The organism is Butyrivibrio sp. WCD2001 (assembly GCF_000424485.1).
Classification (GTDB): Bacteria; Bacillota; Clostridia; order Lachnospirales; family Lachnospiraceae; genus Butyrivibrio.
This window is the reverse complement of the sequence record NZ_AUJZ01000005.1, coordinates 258874-275778: the sequence shown is the minus strand read 5'-3', so window position 1 is coordinate 275778 and position 16905 is coordinate 258874. Positions and strand designations below refer to the sequence as shown.

Below are 16905 nucleotides of genomic sequence, written 5' to 3'. Positions count from 1 at the left end.
GGCGAGTGCATTTCTATCTATGCATTCGCCCTTACTCATGTTCAAATTGTGTTTCGTTGTCCAATGGACTTTCCTCCACTTTCTCAACTCTGCCCGTTCCATTAACCTTTGCACTCGTATGCTGTGACGGATGATACGACGATCATGCTAAACGCCACCATGTCATGTACTAAGACTCGTTGTGATGGAAATTCACTATTGTTTGTGGTGTTAAATAGTTCGGCGGTCTGTACCTTCCTTTCCGAAAAATTTAATAACTAAGAATTAGAGTAAAAACTTAAGTTCCCTTTGGACCGTACCTCCATTTCTTTCAGCACCCTGCTGAATTCTCTGAAAGAAGTTTTCTCTTTCTCTTATCTTTAATCGTAGTATACACATGCCGGATATAATTGTCAATACATTTTTTAAAAAATATTTTTGATATTAGATTATTTCGTATAAAAATATCGATTATCTGATAAATTGTTTGTAATAGTCATAATATTTGTACAATTCAAAATACCGAATTCTCTTCTCGAAATAAAGTATAAAATCAAAAGAAAAAAGCTGGCCCTAAATATAAAAATTTAAGGTCAGCTCTAATATTTTGCTAAATTTTTTATATAAGCGGATATTTTGCAGTCAATTCTTTGATGATTGCTCTTGCCTCATCATTTTTCTCGCCTTTTCCTTTGATTACGATTGAAATTGCTTCCGCAATTTTATCCATATCCTCCTCGTTCATTCCGCGGGTAGTAACTGCAGGAGTTCCGAGTCTGATACCGCTTGTAACAAAGGGAGACTGCTTTTCATTGGGTATTGTATTCTTGTTTGCAGTGATGTGTGCATCATCAAGCCATGCCTCAACATCCTTACCTGTGAGATCAAAATTTGTAAGATCGATAAGCATGAGGTGGTTGTCTGTACCGCCCGAAACGATCTTAACACCTCTGCTCATAAGGCCTTCACTGAGTGCCTTTGCATTTTTCACAATCTGCTGCTGATATTCCTTGAACTCGGGAGTAAGAGCTTCCTTGAAGCATACTGCCTTAGCAGCTACAACGTGCTCAAGCGGGCCACCCTGAATTCCGGGGAATACAGCCTTGTTGAACTTATACTTATCCTGAGCTGCCTGATTCCAGAGAATAAGACCACCTCTGGGGCCTCTTAAGGTCTTGTGAGTTGTCGTTGTAACAACATCAGCATACGGGAACGGGCTCGGATGAACGCCTGCTGCAACAAGTCCTGCAATATGAGCGATATCAGCCATAAGAACAGCACCGCAAAGATCAGCTGCCTCACGGAACTTTGCAAAATCAATTGTTCTGCAGTATGCAGATGCACCTGCGATGATAAGCTTGGGCTGATGCTCTTTGGCAAGCCTCTTGACCTCTTCATAATCAATGAAGCCATTCTCATCAACACCATAAGCCACTACATTGTAATATGTACCGGATATATTAGCCGGGCTTCCGTGTGAAAGATGTCCGCCCTGACTGAGGTTCATACCGAGAATTGTGTCACCGGGCTTTAAGAGTGCAAACTGAACTGCGAGATTAGCCTGCGCTCCGGAATGAGGCTGAACATTTGCATAGTCACAATGGAAAAGCTCTTTTGCTCTGTCTCTTGCAATGTTCTCTACCTTATCTACTACATAGCATCCGCCGTAGTAACGTTTTCCCGGAAGGCCCTCCGCATACTTGTTGGTAAGGGGACTACCCATAGCTGCCATAACAGCCTTACTTACCCAGTTTTCAGATGCGATCAGCTCAATATGATCGTTCTGACGCTCCATCTCCTCTACGATGAGGTCAGCGATCTCAGGATCGACATTTTTTACTTCATCCAATGAATACATACCGGCATTTCCTCCACTTCGATAATTTGACGTTTTAATGTGCTAAAGCAATTGTGAAGTATCATATCATATAATGATATAGGTGTCAAAACAGAAATCATTTGATAAAATGAATAAGAGTTTTATTTCGGGAGCGTATGAAATAATGTTTTACTGTATAGTTAATCCTTCAGCAAGATCGGGGAACGGCAAAAATATCTACAACATTTTTGAGGAAAAATGCAAGACTCTGGGGAAACCCTACAAGGTTGTCTTTACCAAGGGCCCCGGGCACGCCATGAGCGTTGTGAAGAAGCTTACTGAAAAGAAGATCGGTGAAGATTCTTCAGAGCCTATAAATATTGTTGTAATGGGTGGAGACGGCACCCTAAATGAAGTAATATCCGGCATTCAGGATTTTGACAGAGTGCGCCTCGGCGTTGTTCCGCTTGGATCCGGAAATGATTTCGTCCGCGATCTGGATTTTCCGAAAGAACCAGAAGACCTGATAGATCGAATTTTGAAGGAAGAAGTAGTAAGAAAGCTGGATATAGGCAATGTTCATTATGATCATATGACAAAGACCTTCTCCAGACTTCACGATGAGAGAATCGCTTCCGACAGACGTTTTGATGTCAGTGCAGGAATAGGTTTTGACGCCGCGGTTTGTGAAGAAGCACTTTCTTCAAATACTAAGAATTTCCTGAACAGGCTGGGCCTTGGTAAACTCACCTACGGTTCGATTGCAATCAGGCAAATACTTCACGCCGATCAGCCCTCCTGTGATATTGAGACGGATGATAATCAACACATTCACATAGACCATCTCATTTTTGCAGCAGCCATGATCCACCACTATGAAGGCGGTGGCTTTAAGTTCGCCCCGGATGCGGATCTGCAGGATGGCTATTTTTATCTCATTGCAGGCGGCGACATGAGCACATTTCGGATCTTTAAAGCACTGCCCCTGGCCTTTTTTGGCAAACACTATGGTCAGAAAGGAATCCACCATATAAGAGCAAAGGAAATAAAAATCCGTACCGCTCTTCCTTTATGGGTTCATACCGACGGAGAGGTTTTATTAAAATCCGATGCTATTACGCTCACCTGTTTACAGCAAAAACTGAGCCTTTTATCGTGAAAAACGTATAGTATTTTATATTTTTTTTATAATTTTTGTACAGTTTTGTGTTTGATAAAAGATTTGCACTGCGATATAGTAGAAATCGGTAGTATTAGTTTGTTTCTATCATTAAAAGGTGTATTTATTTATGAAAAAGAGAACATCAAAGTGGTTTGACAAGCCTTGGACCAAAGAACGACTGGAAGATACCATCAGATGCCTCATACCGGTAATAATTTACGCATTTGTTTACTTCACATGGTTTTTCCATCTGGAAGGTACCAAGGAGTTACATTATACAGAAATTCACGCAGCTTTAGATGACAAGATCCCGTTCCTGGAGATTTTCATCATCCCGTATTTGGGCTGGTTTGTTTATTGCTCATTCTTCTTCTTCCTGTTCCTGCTAATGTACGATATGGAAGACTTTTTCAAGAATGCAGCATTCTTCTTCACCGGAATGACGCTGTTTTTGATCATTTCATCTATCTGGCCCAATATACAGTATATGCGACCTGCGGTAATGCCGAGGGATAACATTTTCACACACATGATTCAGAATCTGTACAAGACAGATACGCCTACCAATCTCTGGCCCAGCATTCATGTGTACAACGCAATCGGCACACACCTTGCTATTTCCAATTCCAAGCGTTTTGAGAAGTGGCTCAAGAACAGTTCTCTCGTCTTCTGCATACTGATCATTCTTTCAACAATGTTCATTAAGCAGCATTCGGTAATAGATGTTCTTGGAGGAATCATCTTTGCAGTATGTTCCAACCTGGTAGTATATAAGAGTGAGCTTATCGTGAACGCATATCACCGTTTCGACGAAAGGCAAAAGACCAGAAGAGCGCTGCAGTAAATTATAACAACAACAATAAAAGCATGGCTTTGTGAAAACAACCATGCTTTTTTATTTGAACTTGTACTGCGACAGTTTTAATTGAAGTTATACAATTTCTGGGCAATCTTATAGCCTGCCATTGTAACCTTTCTTCCGCCCTTTCCGGGAAGATATACAAAAATTCCCTCGATACGATAGCGAAGCTTAGCATACAAGAGAAAACTTCTGTTTCTGATGTATTTCATGAGCTCCTTGCGCTTTTCAAGATTTTCCTTTGTCCCGGACACAACCATAAGTATTGTTGAAATAGCAGTGATAACCTCAAGATAATTAAACATATAGTGATGTCTTTTCTTATTTGACTTTATCATTCCGATATTTTCAACATAATAATCAACCATCAGCTTGTTAACTCTTACCTGCTGATCAAGTCTTGAGATCATGATCTCCTGGTTTACAGACTGATCTGATCTTCCGATGTAGTAATAATAGAAATTGACATCAAGATAATACATCGTCTTAACAAACGGAAGCGGATTAAATACATAGATATTATCCACATAGAATGTGTGCTCCGGAAGCTTAAGACCGCAGTCTCTAAGAAGCTTTGTTCTGAATATTACGGAATGCATAAGAAGATAATGTCCTATGGATATCTTCTTAACATCATCCCAGGTGAAAAGCTCCTCAATGGGGAACATTCTGTTATAACGCATCACCTTATGGCGCTGCTCACCCTCTTTGTTGTAAACGAAATTGCTGATAAGAAGGTCGAGTCTCTCGCCACTTACAACAAATTCCTCAAGAGTTGTAAGTATTTTTCTGTAAGCTATCTCTTTTACCCAGTCGTCACTGTCAACAACCTTGAAATAAAGACCTGTAGCATTTTCAAGTCCAGTATTTACTGCTGATCCGTGTCCACCGTTCTTCTTGTGGATTGCCTTGCAGATTGTGGGATACTTCTTAGCATACTCATCAGCTATTGCTGCCGTATCGTCTTTTGATCCGTCATCCACAATAAGAATCTCTACCTCTTCGCCTCCGACAAGAAGTGAATCGATACACTTTCTCATATAATCCTGCGAATTGTAACATGGAACTGCAATACTTAATAACTTCATCTCTTTTCATATCTCCTTAAAAAATCATATGGATTTACATTTTTATCTTTTCGTAACGGCATTCTAGCCTGTCAGCGAAGTCTGGTAACCTCAAATCGCTGCTTTGTCACAAGGCACTCTCTGAGCTCTGCGCATCTTACATCCGGATCATCCCCGGGAATCTCTGTATCTATGGACATTGCCATCACATCAATCATATCATTGGTAACAACCGGTCTTATAAGATTGAGAACCTCAATTCTCTCAGCGGAATTCCTTGCATCAAGGAATCTTACCACGAGAGGGTTCATTCCAAAGTCCTCGGCTTCCTCCTCGATCGTGCGATTCATATAATTGCTGTTAATCTCATTATCAGGGTCCGGCTTAATCACCTTATCAGACGTGTTGTCTTCCTTCTCCTCCTTTTTCATCGGAGTATCGGCACTTTTCAGCATATCAATCGCCCGTTTTTTTATCACATCCGTCTGAGGCCTTATAACATTATCTTGTTCCTCTTTTTCAAAAGCAGGTGTTACTTCTTTTGTTTCTACAGGAGTAACAGGTGTTACTTCTTTCGTTTTTACGGGAGCAGCTGATATTTCCTCATCCGCCTTGTTCTCATAGGGCGCAAAAAGTTCGAATCTCATCTTCTGATCCGCATTAGGATATTTATCTCTGTCAACCTCCGAGACAAATTCACTAAGAGGTCTGCAGTAAACAGTGTAATCACCGTAAAGTGCCTGATACACTACCTGTTCTTCACCTGTATCCGCATCCCTTGCAATGGTGATAACCTGATATCTTCCTCCTTTAAAATGTCTGTAAAATTCCTGTGGTTTAGGTCTATGCAAAATGATTTCCCTCCTTACATTCATCTTGATGACGCTTTAACTATAATCATTTCAACACTTATGATTCTGTCAAGCTTGCCTGATTTTACAGCCTCGTCGCTGGAAAGGCACATCTCAAGCGAATCCTTTAAATCCTTCATTTGGTAGCTTCTGGACCATCCCATAAGCTTTTCCGCAACAAACGGATGTATTCCCAGCTTCTTGGCTATATCGCCCTTATTGGCAGAATACTCGGTCATCTCTTTAACCTGAAGGAGCTGGTTGAACTGTCTCATAATGAGCGCAAGAATCTGTTCCGGTGCGGTTTTTAACGCAAGCAGTTCATAGTAGATGTTCATCGCCTTCGCCTGATTTTTCATAACAATAGCATCTGTCATCTCAAAAATCCTGCTTGTAAGCCAGTTGGCGCAAACAGCATCTATATCCTTTTCAGTCACCTCATTTCTTCCGAGAGTGTAACTGATGAGTTTCTCCATCTCGTGGACCATATTGGACATATCGGTTCCGACACGGCTGATAAAATACGCAATAGCCCTGGCGCTAATCGTTTTACCTTCAGCCTTCATTTTCCCGGTAATCCATCTATATAGCATCTGTTCATCCGGTGTCTCGCAGTCTATGTCAAGGCCGGCCTTACTTACTGCCTTATACATGTCCTTTCGCTTGTCAACTGCCGATTCCACGAATAAAAAAACAGTTGTTTCGGCAGGGTTCTTTAAATAATCAGCAAGTTCGGGGCATCCGTTTTTAAAAAATCCGCTATCCTCAATGACTATGACACGTCTCTCCGCAAAAAATGGCAGCGTCTCGGCCATGTCAATTACCTCAGCGGGATTAATCCCTGCGCCCTCATAGTGCTGGAGATTCATCTTATCTCCACCGCCAAGAAGGGCCTCACGAAGTTTATCCCTGTTCTGGTTGCGCAAATAGGCCTCTTCGCCGTATACAAGATAGCATGGCCTGAATTTACCTGTCTGAATATCCTCATTTATCTGCTTTTGCTTGACAGGATAATCTGTCGTCTTCTTTGCAGCCATATTATTTCCTTGCCCCACAATCACAATATGTTGTATATTATAACATAATAAGCGAGGTTTCGGCTTAATCTTTTATGGGAGGAGTCATAATGTTAAAGCAGGTATCTATTTACGCTGAAAACAAAAAGGGGTGTTTTCAGAATATCACAGGAATTCTCAGGAAAAATGACATAAATATTCTCGGATCGGTTACGAATGACTCTGCCGAATACGGAATAATCAGAATGGTCGTTTCAGATCCGGAAAAATGTATCAAGGTTCTCGGTGATGAAGGTTATATTTGCAAGACCACTCATGTTCTTGGAATAGAGTGTCCAGATGCTGTTGGAGCTCTGGACAACATTTTGAAGTCACTTTACGAGAGCAATATCAATGTTAACTATATCTATCTGTCCTTCAATCGTGAATCAGGTCTTCCCATCATGGTTATGCATACAGATGATATTTACGCTGTTGAGAATATCCTGGTAAACAAGGGATACAAATCCATTTAATAACATATAAAATGCTATACACGAATAAGACCGCAGGCTCCCCAGCCTGCGGTCTTCAAGTATATATATAATTTCATACCCGACTCACTTGACATCTGCGCCATGACTGGCAGCGATGAGTCCAATTGCGAAGGTCAGAGATATAGCAATTTCGATACCGAGGACAAACTTATCAGACTGATCTCGCTTCTCACCGAGAACCTCAGCCTCTTCCTCCCCCTCGCTATCGTCTGAGTCTGCATTTTCAGAATTTTCTGTTGTCTCATACATAACAGCTGAATTCTCAGCTGATGAAGCATGAACTATTCCTGAGAAACTAAAAGCTCCCAGCAGCACCAAAAATACTAACATGGCGCCCGCAACAAATTTCTTCATTACTCACCTCATCTCTTCCTTCTCTAACACACATTATAAAGGGATGAATTAGTCTATAGTTTACGGAAAATGAACAGTTTTGTTCATAACTCGTACTTGACAATAATGCCGTTTTATGCCCAAATCATAATTCTCACGATTATAAGATTAATCCAAGTATGTTTTTATTTTCACATTTTTATCATTCACTAATGCTGTAATTGCCCCATTTTGCGCGGTTATATAGGTCTTTGCACCTATATTGTCAAGTCTTTCAAGTAATTCTTTATGCGGATGATGATATTGTGAATTCTGTGCACAGCTTATAAATGCTACTTTGGGATGAACTATATCAAGAAAAGCCTCATCCGTAGTATATCTGCTGCCATGATGAGCCACTTTAAGCAGTGTTATGTCCGCAAATTTATCTCTGTGAGCTCCCACATAGGTACGCAGGTTATCCTGGCCCACGCCATCCACATCACCGGTAAAAAGCCCTTTAAAACTGCCTTTTTTTATATACAGAACGGTTGAATATGCATTGGGTTCATCTGTTATCATATTTTTCACAGGACCAAGACATTCTATCTCAACATCTCTGTTTCTGATCTTATCTTCTCTTCCAATGTATGCAACATTTATCCCCAGCTCTCTTGCTTTTTCTTCAAGAGTTCTATATTTTTCACCCTTTGAGCTGTCACCAACCTTAGGGAGAATCAAATTATCGATTTTTATGGCTCCCTTGTATTTTTCCACCTCATCAAAAAGTTCGAGGATTCCGCTCACATGATCTTCATCCTCATGAGTCATGATCACTGCATCAAGCCTGCCTATTCCCTGACATGACAAAAATGGTATCAGTTGATATTTTGCAACCTGCTTCTTGGATGTACTACCGCCATCTATAAGATAATTGGCGGTTTTAGTCTCTATAACTATTCCGTCACCCTGGCCGACATCTAAAGCAGTTATCCGCAGTTCCGGCCTTATTCTCAGACACAAAACGCATAAACCTGCAAACAAAAAAACATGCCTTATTATGTCAAACTTCCGCTCTCTGATTTCATCCAATCGTCTTTTTGCAGAATCTGTACTCGGAACCGGCTTATGGGTTTTGAGCTTAATAATAACAAATGCTCCCAAAAGGATTAAGTAAATCAAAACCTGCCAAATCTCAGGATGTCCCGCATACCATGTATTGCCGGGTATTGAACTTCCGGTATTACAACAAAGCAGAAACCATTTCAATATCAGGTGACATCCTATTCCGCTCACTATCCCTGCGGGAAGAAATACATAGCCAAAAATAATAGCCGCTATTCCCAAAAGGATCAGCACAGACATAAGCGGAAGAACAAACAGATTGAGGACTATGGAATAAACCGGATATGTGTAATAAAAGCACATATTCACCGGCAAGGTAACAAGCACTATGGAAAGGCTTGCTGCCATAAACTTAAGCTTACCTGTTCTGATAGTGTCAGGCATAGCAGGAAGCACATAGCCTATCGCTATAACAGCGCCAAAGGACATTAAAAAACCACTGTGTTTCAAATATAACGGACATGAGACAAGAAGCATTATTCCGGAAAGAGACATAGCCGACAACATATCGTAGGTTCTGCCTATAATATCCGCTCCCAGATGGACAGCAAACATAACAATTGCTCTGAATGCTGATGCACTCATTCCGCACATAACTCCGTACATAAGCATTACTATAACCGAAATAGCAGCTGCTGCCGGAATTTTCACGCCCACTTTCCTAAGAAGCCTGTAAAGAGACATTCCAATAATTGATATGTGCACGCCGGACACCGCAATAATATGGATAATGCCGTTTTTCTTGAATGCATCTTTAATATCATCTGATAGCCAATTCTTATCTCCCAGAAGTATAGCTTTCATTACTCCGGAATCTTCGGAATTCATTGTTCTATCCAGAATCTCTTCAAAGCTCTGCTTAACTCTGTACAACAATTCCTCCGGCACATTTTCTCTTCCACCGATTCCAAGAATTTTCACATCCGTAAGACTGTATTCAATTTTCAAAATTCTGTAATAGCTTCGACTGTCAAACTCTCCGGGATTCCTACTCTCCGGAAAGTTTCTCACTTTCCCTGAGACCTTGAGGATACATCCCATAGGAAGCTTATACCCTGCATCATCCAGATAGAGCATAATCTTCCTTCCGTCTTCCTTTTTCAGGTACAAAACAATCTGTTTTTCTCCTGTATAGGAACTGATTTTTTCTTCTTTACCACATATGGTTCCGGTAATTGTAACAACTGCCCGATCAGGCAGTTCTGAGCCTTCCTGTACCTGTATTACAAGTAGCAGGAAAAAGACAGCCGCTGCGAATAATCCCCCAACAGCGCATAGCGGTCGCTTCATTTATATATTCCCAACAAATATAAAACCGCAAAAAGCAGATTATTCCCTGACTATATCAAGGTTTCTCTCGAATATTGTATCGAGAGATACATTTTCCATGAAAGTGGCAGAAGTCTGCCCATTCACAGATATCTGAACCTTGTTAACATCTGCGGTTTCACAAATAGTGTTAACAAGAGAGTATAACGCCGCCTTAGGGCTGACATTGCCCACCTGCGTAAGGATTCCTTCATCAAAATCAACATAGCATACGCCGTCTCTTACAGAAACGGAATTTATCTTTGTCTGAGGATTGAGCGTCGGAAGTGCCAAATCTGTATTTGGTCCTTTCAACAGCTGTTCTATAGCAAGTCTCTGCATAAGAATATTACTGTTATACACGACACTTCTGTAAACCGGTATGAGTTCCTCCCCATCATCCGTAGCGAAATAGAGAACGAGCTCAACCTTCTCATAGGTATTTATCTCATTACCTGCGTTATAAACAAAGTTATCTGCAGACATGTTGCCTATGATATTCCCATTACTATCCAAAAGCGGTGTATTTTCAACAGTAAAAGTCACATATTGAATGCCGGGAACCTGTGTCAGTGTACGAACCATTGCCGCTCTGTCCAGAATTTCCGTAGTCTTCTCGGTAGTGGTGTAGGTACTTGAAAAATTAAGCGTAAGTACATCACCATTTATTTTATACGAAAGAAGATTAACCGGGCCGTAAATAGGTGCCTCATATTCGAGCTTTTCCGGCATTGTTCTCATCTTTGCGAGAAGCTCTTCTATTACTGCCTTTGTGTTTGTCATATCAGAGAGAACATGATAGTCTTCGCATACCATACCGTTCTCATCAGATTTGAGGTAGTATACCTGTACCCTGTTCGGATCATCTTCCTTAGCCTGATTCGCGCAGCTGGTCATGCACAGAACAACAAGCATAAGACACAATATTAAGTTTACTAATCTTTTTAATGTAGTATTCATATCTCCCGTTATTCCAGTGACTGCATGTAAATCAGAGGGATTCTAACCGTGAAGGTAGTTCCCACATTTTCTTCGCTCTTAACCTCTATTGTTCCTCTGTGCATCAGTATCGCACTGTGAGTAATTGCGAGACCGAGTCCTGTGCCACCGATCTCTCTGGATCTTGATTTATCGACTCTATAGAATCTCTCATAAATCCTGTCGAGACTGTCCTCAGGAATACCTATTCCCGAATCGCTCACTTCACAGGTAAAATACTGATGGTCTGCATCCAGTTTAACCTTGACGAATCCGTCGTCCTTATTATATTTAACCGCATTTTCGACAAGGTTCATAAGTGCCAGTGAAAGCTTAACCTCATCAATTTCAGCTGTTATCTCTCTTGTAGTTTCCAGTGTCAATTCTATGTTACGCTTCTGAGCAATAGGCCTGATTCGCTTAAGGATTATCTCCATCATCTGAACCACGTCAACTGAAGTGATATTTAGTGCTGTAGCCTTCTTATCCATTCTGACAAGCTCAAGAAGGTCATTTATTATCTGATTCTCTCTGTCTACTTCAGCTGCTATATCCTCCATAAAATCCCTGTAGACCTCATTCGGAACATCCTCCTGCATAATTAGAGAATCTGCCAGCACCTTCATGGATGTAATGGGCGTCTTAAGCTCATGAGAAACGTTAGAAACAAATTCCTGTCTTGAGGCGTCAAGTGCATTCATTCGGAGGAGAAGCTGATTAAACGCATTTATAATGTGTTCTGTCTCATAATAATCAGATCCTGCTATAGGTTCGTTTGTAAATCCTGCCTTAACGTCATTGATAGCAGATGTAATTCTGTCAAAAGGCTTAAGAAGTCTTCCTGACATATATAAGGCCATAACAAGGATTACAATTATGGCAATAACCTCTATCGTCATCGCTCTTCTTGTCAGAATATCCATGGTAGCACTGATATAATCGGTCGAAACACTTATCAGCAGAACGCCTCTGACAACATCCTGTTTTTCTTCCTTCCGGGCCACATCTCCTGTCTCATAGGTCAGCGTCTCCATGATCGGCGCCGTCATCTCAATATAGCCGTTATTCTTGTCATAAACGGCAGTTGATCCTGAGGTACCATTCTTCAGACACTTGACTACCTCGTCGGAAATTATGGTTTTTCCCTCACTTATGCCGTATGTATCCTTGCGAATTTTCAGATCACTGTCAATGACAATAACTCTTCCATCATAAAGGTTCGCAATAAGGTCAAGCTCTGCGTTTATGACATCAGAAGTCGTATCCGAAAAATAATTGTAATTTATCAGGTGATTAGCCAGAATCATCAGTTGCGTAGACACTTCCGATTCTCTGACATTGACAGCACGATCCTCGTAGCTTTCAAGAATTGCAGAATGAATCACGAGGCATGAAACAAGCCCCGTGAGAAAAACAATCAAAAATATTCTAAATCTAAGACTTTTAAATGGGTTGTATATCATCTTGGCTCCAAAATTTTTGCCTGAATCTCATTTATGCCTGGAAGTAATAGCCTGATCCCCACTTTGTTCTTACATACCTTGGCTCGCTGGGATTAACCTCAAGCTTTTCCCTGAGTCTCCTAACATGAACGTCAACCGTTCTCTCATCTCCGGGGAAATCCTCTCCCCATATAGCGTGCAGAAGTTCACTTCTGTTGTAAACCTTGCCCGGAGTAGATACCAGGAACTCAAGAACATCAAATTCCCTGCTGGTAAGATTTATCTCTCTGTCGCCAACATATACTCTTCTATACTCTTCATTGATCGTAAGATCTCCAAATGTAAGCACTTTAGCTTGTGTCTCAGGTTTAGTGGTTCTTCTCATGATTGCCTTTATTCTGGCCTTAACCTCGAGTATATTGAAAGGCTTTGTAATATAATCATCAGCTCCGTACTCAAGGCCAAGGATTTTGTCCATATCATCACCCTTAGCTGTAAGCATAACAATCGGTACGGACGAAAAATCCCTTATCTGCTGACAAACTTCAAAACCATCCATTCTCGGAAGCATAACATCGAGTAGAATAATGTCATAGGTATTGGCATGTGCAAGCTGCAAGGCTTCCTCACCATCAAAAGCGCTATCAACCTTCATACCATCCTGCTCAAGACTGTAACGTATTCCTTTTACAATTGTCTTTTCATCATCAACAACCAGTACCTTCTTCGCCATTTCTTCCACTCCATTTAATTCTTTAAACTGTTATATAATCTTTTATTTTTGCAAAGAACTTATCTTTGATACCTGAAACTTTTTTGATATCATCGATTGTTCCGAATTTACCGTTTTCTTCACGATAGGCAAGAATATTTTTTGCCCTGCCCGGTCCTATGCCCGGAATTGTGCACAGCTGGGTCTCATCAGCTGTATTGATATTGACCTTGCCGCCCTCGGATTCAGAGGAAGAAGAACTGTCCTCATTCATCCCGGTCACACCCGCTGTATCACTACCCGGTTCAACGGAAATATCTGTCTGAACATTCCCGTTTTGCGCAGAAATTGCAGTTTCTTCCAGAGTCGGAATTTTGACTTTAACACCATCGGAAAGCACCAACGCCTGATTTATATAATCGCTGTCCGCTTCCTCTGAAAAGCCACCTGCTGCCTTAACAGCATCTACAACTCTGCTGCCACCCGGAAGTTCATACACTCCCTCGCAGAGAACCGCTCCACACACATGAACCATGATTGTCTCGGGAATATTGCTTTCTTCCTCTTTTTCTGTCGTATCTGAGGCTGTATCCGCCTCCGCAGAGCTAACTGAATCTGCTGATGAAGAATTTTGAGTTTCGGCAGATTCGCTCCCTGAAGCATCAGACACCGCCCTATCATCCTGTACTGAAACAGTCTCAGAGGTTATGTCCGGCTCTGTGAGCACCAGTTCAGCATTTTTCCTGCTGCATCCGGATAATATAAGCATCCCGGTCAAAATTGAAATTATAAAGCTTTTCGTAATATTTTTATGCATGTTTCCTCCACAATGTGGAGGCCCCACCACGCATAGACTTAGTTAAGTCCAATAAACATAATAACGGAAAAGATTTTTAAAAACAAGATGGCTGTAATATTTTCGTAACAATTACAAAAAAGACAGCCATAAAGAGTATTCTTTTGTTTAATTTGTAAACATTTATTCTTCCTGCCCCTCGGTAATAACGATAGAAGCATCCGGAAGCCGCTCCTCAGTAACCTCTGTTCCGCCTATCTGAAGCTTAACATTTTCAGACAATGTTTTTAAGGTATCGTTAACATTTGCACCTTCCCATATATTGGAAAAGGCAATCTCAAGCTGTACCCAGAAATTACTGGTAGCCATAAGCTTGGGCATGGGAACCGATTTGGCATAAACGCTGACAAAGGAATCAAGCGAATCATTTCCGTAAGGGATCCCCTCGTGCGCGATAAGCTTGCCACTCATTGTATAGCAAGTATCTGTGTTCTCACTGCAAAGGAAAGCTGCAAAATCATTCGCTTTCTCCTGATGCTCCGAGTATCCGTTAACCACCAGACACTCAGTAACGGACATGGTTCTTGTTCCATAGGTATCGTTAAGAGCCGGCATTGTGGTCACCCCATACTCAAAGCTGCAGTTGCCGGCAGCCTTAGCCTCTTCTATTTTAGCTACAGCATCGGTTGTCGCAACGGTAAATACTGTTTTGCCGTCAATAAAGTCCTGCAAAACATTCTCATAAGTAACCACACTCTCATCTATGGCAAAGAACTGATTGAGCTGCTGATAAAAGCTCATGCAGTTGATAGTATCTTCATTGTAGACATTGATCTGACTGGTATCGTCTCCAGACTGTCCACCAAGATTAAGATAATTACCCACAAAGAAATAATTATAAAAAATATCGGTAACATCCCATCTGAATACCGATTCAACAGTATCAGGGGCATTATAATTATCTGCGAAAAGAAGAATATCTTCGATAGTGGAAGGAAGCATCTCATTAACACCCGCCTCTACCTCTTCAGCGGAAATCGCGGATTCTTCCACATACTCTGCGCCATCTGCATTTTCGGCATCTTCACTGATTTCAGGTACAGGTGCATCCTCGGCCTGTGTGATATCCTCGCCCTCTATCTCTCCGGCATCCGCAGCTGCCTGCGCAAGTTCGCCTTCCGCAGCATCAAGCTCAGCCTGTCTGCGCGCGCGTACCTCGTCTTCCAGATAAGTTCTGTTATATAAAAGTGAACTTGTTTCAAAATAGTAGGGATATGCGATATATTTTCCCTTATAGGTGATCGAATTCTTCGCAGCATCACTAAAGCCAAGAGTCTCATCTTCAAGAAGCTCCGGCTTTTTTATTTCCTCCGCAAGTCCTGCAAGATAAGCCTTCTCAAGGCTGTCGTGTGTCATGATGAAAACATCGGGATAATTATCTCCCTGAACCGATGCCTTACTTATCTCCTCAAGATACTCAAGGCCGGAAACCAGCTGTATCTCAGCTCTGGTGGTCTTACTCTTCTTATTGTACTCAACAGCCTTACCGGTAAGATAATCCGTCATGGAATCATCAGTGTACCACAGTCTTATGGTTGTCTTGTCATTTGCGCCGAAAATCGAACGCTCCTCATGGAGATTTATTCCTGACCTGGAATAATAAAAAGCTGCTCCGAGCAGTGCTATAACCAGAACCGCTCCAAGCAGCCTGAATCTTATCTTCATAGATAACCTCACATAAAAATTTTTAGTGATTACTTAAAGACAAGCTTCCAAAATATCCAGCATATCGTCAACATCCTTCTTTGTTATTACAAGCGGAGGAATGAATCTGATAACATTTGTTCCTGCATTTATAAGAATAAGTCCTTTATCAAGCGCTTTTCCGATAATCTCTCCTACGGGACGATCAAGTTCAAGTCCCTGTAAAAGTCCGCTGCCTCTGCGATCCACGATGAAATCATAGCGATTTTTCAGATCGTCCAAACGCTCTTCGAGATATTCCGAAACCTGTCTCACGTTATCTATTATATGGTTAGTCTCGAATAAATCAAGGACTTTGTCGATTGCCGCACAGGCAAGGGGATTACCACCGTAAGTAGTACCATGATCACCTGCCACAAGTGAATTCTGTCCCACTTTTTCAGTCATTAAGAAAGCACCTATCGGCACTCCGCATCCAAGCGCCTTGGCTGTTGTCATGATATCGGGCTTAACACCGAACTTCTGCCATGCATACATATAGCCTGTTCTTCCCATACCGCACTGTATCTCGTCAAGAATAAGAAGAATATCCTTTTCATCGCAAAGTGCTCTTACATTCTTTAAGAAATCCTCAGTTGCAGGATAAATTCCACCCTCACCCTGAACGGTTTCCATTATTATGGCAACTGTTTTATCTGTAACCTGCTTTTTAACGCTCTCAAAATCATTGTAGGTTGCAAAACGGATGTTACCTATCATAGGCTGAAAAGCGTCCCTATAGTGAGCATTTCCGGTAACGGAAAGTGCCCCGAAGGTTCTTCCGTGGAAGGAATGATTCATTGCGATTATTTCATGATCTGTCCTTCCGTCCTTTAAAAAGCCGTATTTTCTTGCTGCCTTGAGCGCACCCTCAACAGCCTCTGCCCCGCTGTTTGTAAAAAATACACGGTCCATACCGGAAACTTCTTTAAGCTTTTTGGCCGCTTCTATTGCGGGCACGTTGTAATAATAATTTGAGGTGTGAATAACCTTATCAATCTGGTTCTTAAGAGCATCGTTGTACTCTTTATTACCGTATCCCAGAGCAAAAACTCCTATGCCTGATACAAAGTCCAGATATTCTTTTCCCTCTATGTCATAGAGATGAACACCCTCGCCTTTATCAAGTACCACCTGATATCTGTTGTAGGTGTGAAGCAGATCACGCTCGGCTTCATCAATATATTCTTTCATGGTTGC

Annotated in this window: 15 protein-coding genes; 3 read left to right on the top strand and 12 right to left on the bottom strand. The window is 41.4% G+C overall.

All coding sequences use genetic code 11. The annotated features are described in order from the left end of the window. Positions 1-598: 598 nt before the first annotated feature. Positions 599-1837 carry a serine hydroxymethyltransferase gene (gene glyA, locus G630_RS0106090; protein WP_022762853.1) on the bottom strand — a complete coding sequence of 413 codons (1239 nt, stop codon included), beginning with the start codon at positions 1835-1837 and terminating at the stop codon, positions 599-601. A 109-nt stretch (positions 1838-1946) separates the two neighbouring features. Between glyA and G630_RS0106085 the strand changes: the two genes are divergently transcribed. Next, positions 1947-2957: a diacylglycerol/lipid kinase family protein gene (locus tag G630_RS0106085; RefSeq protein WP_242829911.1), complete on the top strand. Its 1011-nt coding sequence runs from the start codon at positions 1947-1949 to the stop codon at positions 2955-2957. Positions 2958-3087: 130 nt separating this feature from the next. Beyond that, a complete protein-coding gene (locus G630_RS0106080; RefSeq protein ID WP_044958795.1) occupies positions 3088-3804 on the top strand; it encodes a phosphatase PAP2 family protein in 717 nt (238 codons plus the stop codon). Positions 3805-3881: 77 nt separating this feature from the next. On the opposite strand, the gene G630_RS0106075 is transcribed toward G630_RS0106080, so the two are convergent. From G630_RS0106075 to holA, 3 genes are all read right to left on the bottom strand, one after another. Then, on the bottom strand, positions 3882-4907 hold the full coding sequence (locus G630_RS0106075) for a glycosyltransferase family 2 protein (RefSeq protein WP_026498070.1): 1026 nt from the start codon (positions 4905-4907) through the stop codon (positions 3882-3884). A 71-nt stretch (positions 4908-4978) separates the two neighbouring features. Then, entirely contained in the window at positions 4979-5737 is a 759-nt protein-coding gene (locus G630_RS23415) for a DUF1653 domain-containing protein (protein ID WP_026498069.1), read from the bottom strand. Positions 5738-5757: 20 nt separating this feature from the next. Further along, a complete protein-coding gene (gene holA, locus G630_RS0106065) occupies positions 5758-6774 on the bottom strand; it encodes a DNA polymerase III subunit delta (RefSeq protein ID WP_022762858.1) in 1017 nt (338 codons plus the stop codon). 89 nt (positions 6775-6863) lie between these two features. Here holA and G630_RS0106060 point away from each other — a divergent pair, with 89 nt between their 5' ends. After that, the gene (locus G630_RS0106060; protein ID WP_022762859.1) at positions 6864-7268 is read left to right on the top strand and encodes an acetolactate synthase; all 405 of its coding nucleotides are present in this window, start codon (positions 6864-6866) and stop codon (positions 7266-7268) included. A gap of 84 nt (positions 7269-7352) precedes the next feature. On the opposite strand, the gene G630_RS0106055 is transcribed toward G630_RS0106060, so the two are convergent. From G630_RS0106055 to G630_RS0106020, 8 genes are all read right to left on the bottom strand, one after another. Continuing rightward, the gene (locus G630_RS0106055; protein ID WP_026498067.1) at positions 7353-7643 is read right to left on the bottom strand and encodes a hypothetical protein; all 291 of its coding nucleotides are present in this window, start codon (positions 7641-7643) and stop codon (positions 7353-7355) included. A 147-nt stretch (positions 7644-7790) separates the two neighbouring features. After that, a complete protein-coding gene (locus G630_RS0106050; RefSeq protein WP_026498066.1) occupies positions 7791-10016 on the bottom strand; it encodes a DNA internalization-related competence protein ComEC/Rec2 in 2226 nt (741 codons plus the stop codon). Between the two features lie 39 nt (positions 10017-10055). Further along, positions 10056-10949 (bottom strand): GerMN domain-containing protein, encoded by an 894-nt coding sequence (locus G630_RS0106045; protein WP_196805757.1) that lies wholly within the window; start codon positions 10947-10949, stop codon positions 10056-10058. A 53-nt stretch (positions 10950-11002) separates the two neighbouring features. Beyond that, complete coding sequence (locus G630_RS0106040; protein ID WP_022762863.1) at positions 11003-12475, bottom strand: sensor histidine kinase; 1473 nt, start codon at positions 12473-12475, stop codon at positions 11003-11005. 31 nt (positions 12476-12506) lie between these two features. Then, positions 12507-13187 carry a response regulator transcription factor gene (locus G630_RS0106035; protein ID WP_022762864.1) on the bottom strand — a complete coding sequence of 227 codons (681 nt, stop codon included), beginning with the start codon at positions 13185-13187 and terminating at the stop codon, positions 12507-12509. A 22-nt stretch (positions 13188-13209) separates the two neighbouring features. Then, the gene (locus tag G630_RS20940; protein ID WP_049946115.1) at positions 13210-13983 is read right to left on the bottom strand and encodes a helix-hairpin-helix domain-containing protein; all 774 of its coding nucleotides are present in this window, start codon (positions 13981-13983) and stop codon (positions 13210-13212) included. Between the two features lie 162 nt (positions 13984-14145). Continuing rightward, the gene (locus G630_RS20935; RefSeq protein ID WP_022762866.1) at positions 14146-15687 is read right to left on the bottom strand and encodes a sugar ABC transporter substrate-binding protein; all 1542 of its coding nucleotides are present in this window, start codon (positions 15685-15687) and stop codon (positions 14146-14148) included. Positions 15688-15720: 33 nt separating this feature from the next. Next, positions 15721-16899: an aspartate aminotransferase family protein gene (locus G630_RS0106020; protein ID WP_081667821.1), complete on the bottom strand. Its 1179-nt coding sequence runs from the start codon at positions 16897-16899 to the stop codon at positions 15721-15723. Positions 16900-16905 lie beyond the last annotated feature (6 nt).

Excerpts from the sequence above, each read along its gene's own strand:
- glyA (WP_022762853.1), bottom strand. The coding sequence starts at position 1,837 with ATGTATTCATTGGATGAAGTAAAAAATGTCGATCCTGAGATCGCTGAC.
- G630_RS0106085 (WP_242829911.1), top strand. The coding sequence starts at position 1,947 with ATGAATAAGAGTTTTATTTCGGGAGCGTATGAAATAATGTTTTACTGT.
- G630_RS0106080 (WP_044958795.1), top strand. The coding sequence starts at position 3,088 with ATGAAAAAGAGAACATCAAAGTGGTTTGACAAGCCTTGGACCAAAGAA.
- G630_RS0106075 (WP_026498070.1), bottom strand. The coding sequence starts at position 4,907 with ATGAAGTTATTAAGTATTGCAGTTCCATGTTACAATTCGCAGGATTAT.
- holA (WP_022762858.1), bottom strand. The coding sequence starts at position 6,774 with ATGGCTGCAAAGAAGACGACAGATTATCCTGTCAAGCAAAAGCAGATA.
- G630_RS0106060 (WP_022762859.1), top strand. The coding sequence starts at position 6,864 with ATGTTAAAGCAGGTATCTATTTACGCTGAAAACAAAAAGGGGTGTTTT.
- G630_RS0106055 (WP_026498067.1), bottom strand. The coding sequence starts at position 7,643 with ATGAAGAAATTTGTTGCGGGCGCCATGTTAGTATTTTTGGTGCTGCTG.
- G630_RS0106050 (WP_026498066.1), bottom strand. The coding sequence starts at position 10,016 with ATGAAGCGACCGCTATGCGCTGTTGGGGGATTATTCGCAGCGGCTGTC.
- G630_RS0106045 (WP_196805757.1), bottom strand. The coding sequence starts at position 10,949 with ATGCTTGTTGTTCTGTGCATGACCAGCTGCGCGAATCAGGCTAAGGAA.
- G630_RS0106040 (WP_022762863.1), bottom strand. The coding sequence starts at position 12,475 with ATGATATACAACCCATTTAAAAGTCTTAGATTTAGAATATTTTTGATT.
- G630_RS0106035 (WP_022762864.1), bottom strand. The coding sequence starts at position 13,187 with ATGGCGAAGAAGGTACTGGTTGTTGATGATGAAAAGACAATTGTAAAA.
- G630_RS20940 (WP_049946115.1), bottom strand. The coding sequence starts at position 13,983 with ATGCATAAAAATATTACGAAAAGCTTTATAATTTCAATTTTGACCGGG.
- G630_RS20935 (WP_022762866.1), bottom strand. The coding sequence starts at position 15,687 with ATGAAGATAAGATTCAGGCTGCTTGGAGCGGTTCTGGTTATAGCACTG.
- G630_RS0106020 (WP_081667821.1), bottom strand. The coding sequence starts at position 16,899 with ATGAAAGAATATATTGATGAAGCCGAGCGTGATCTGCTTCACACCTAC.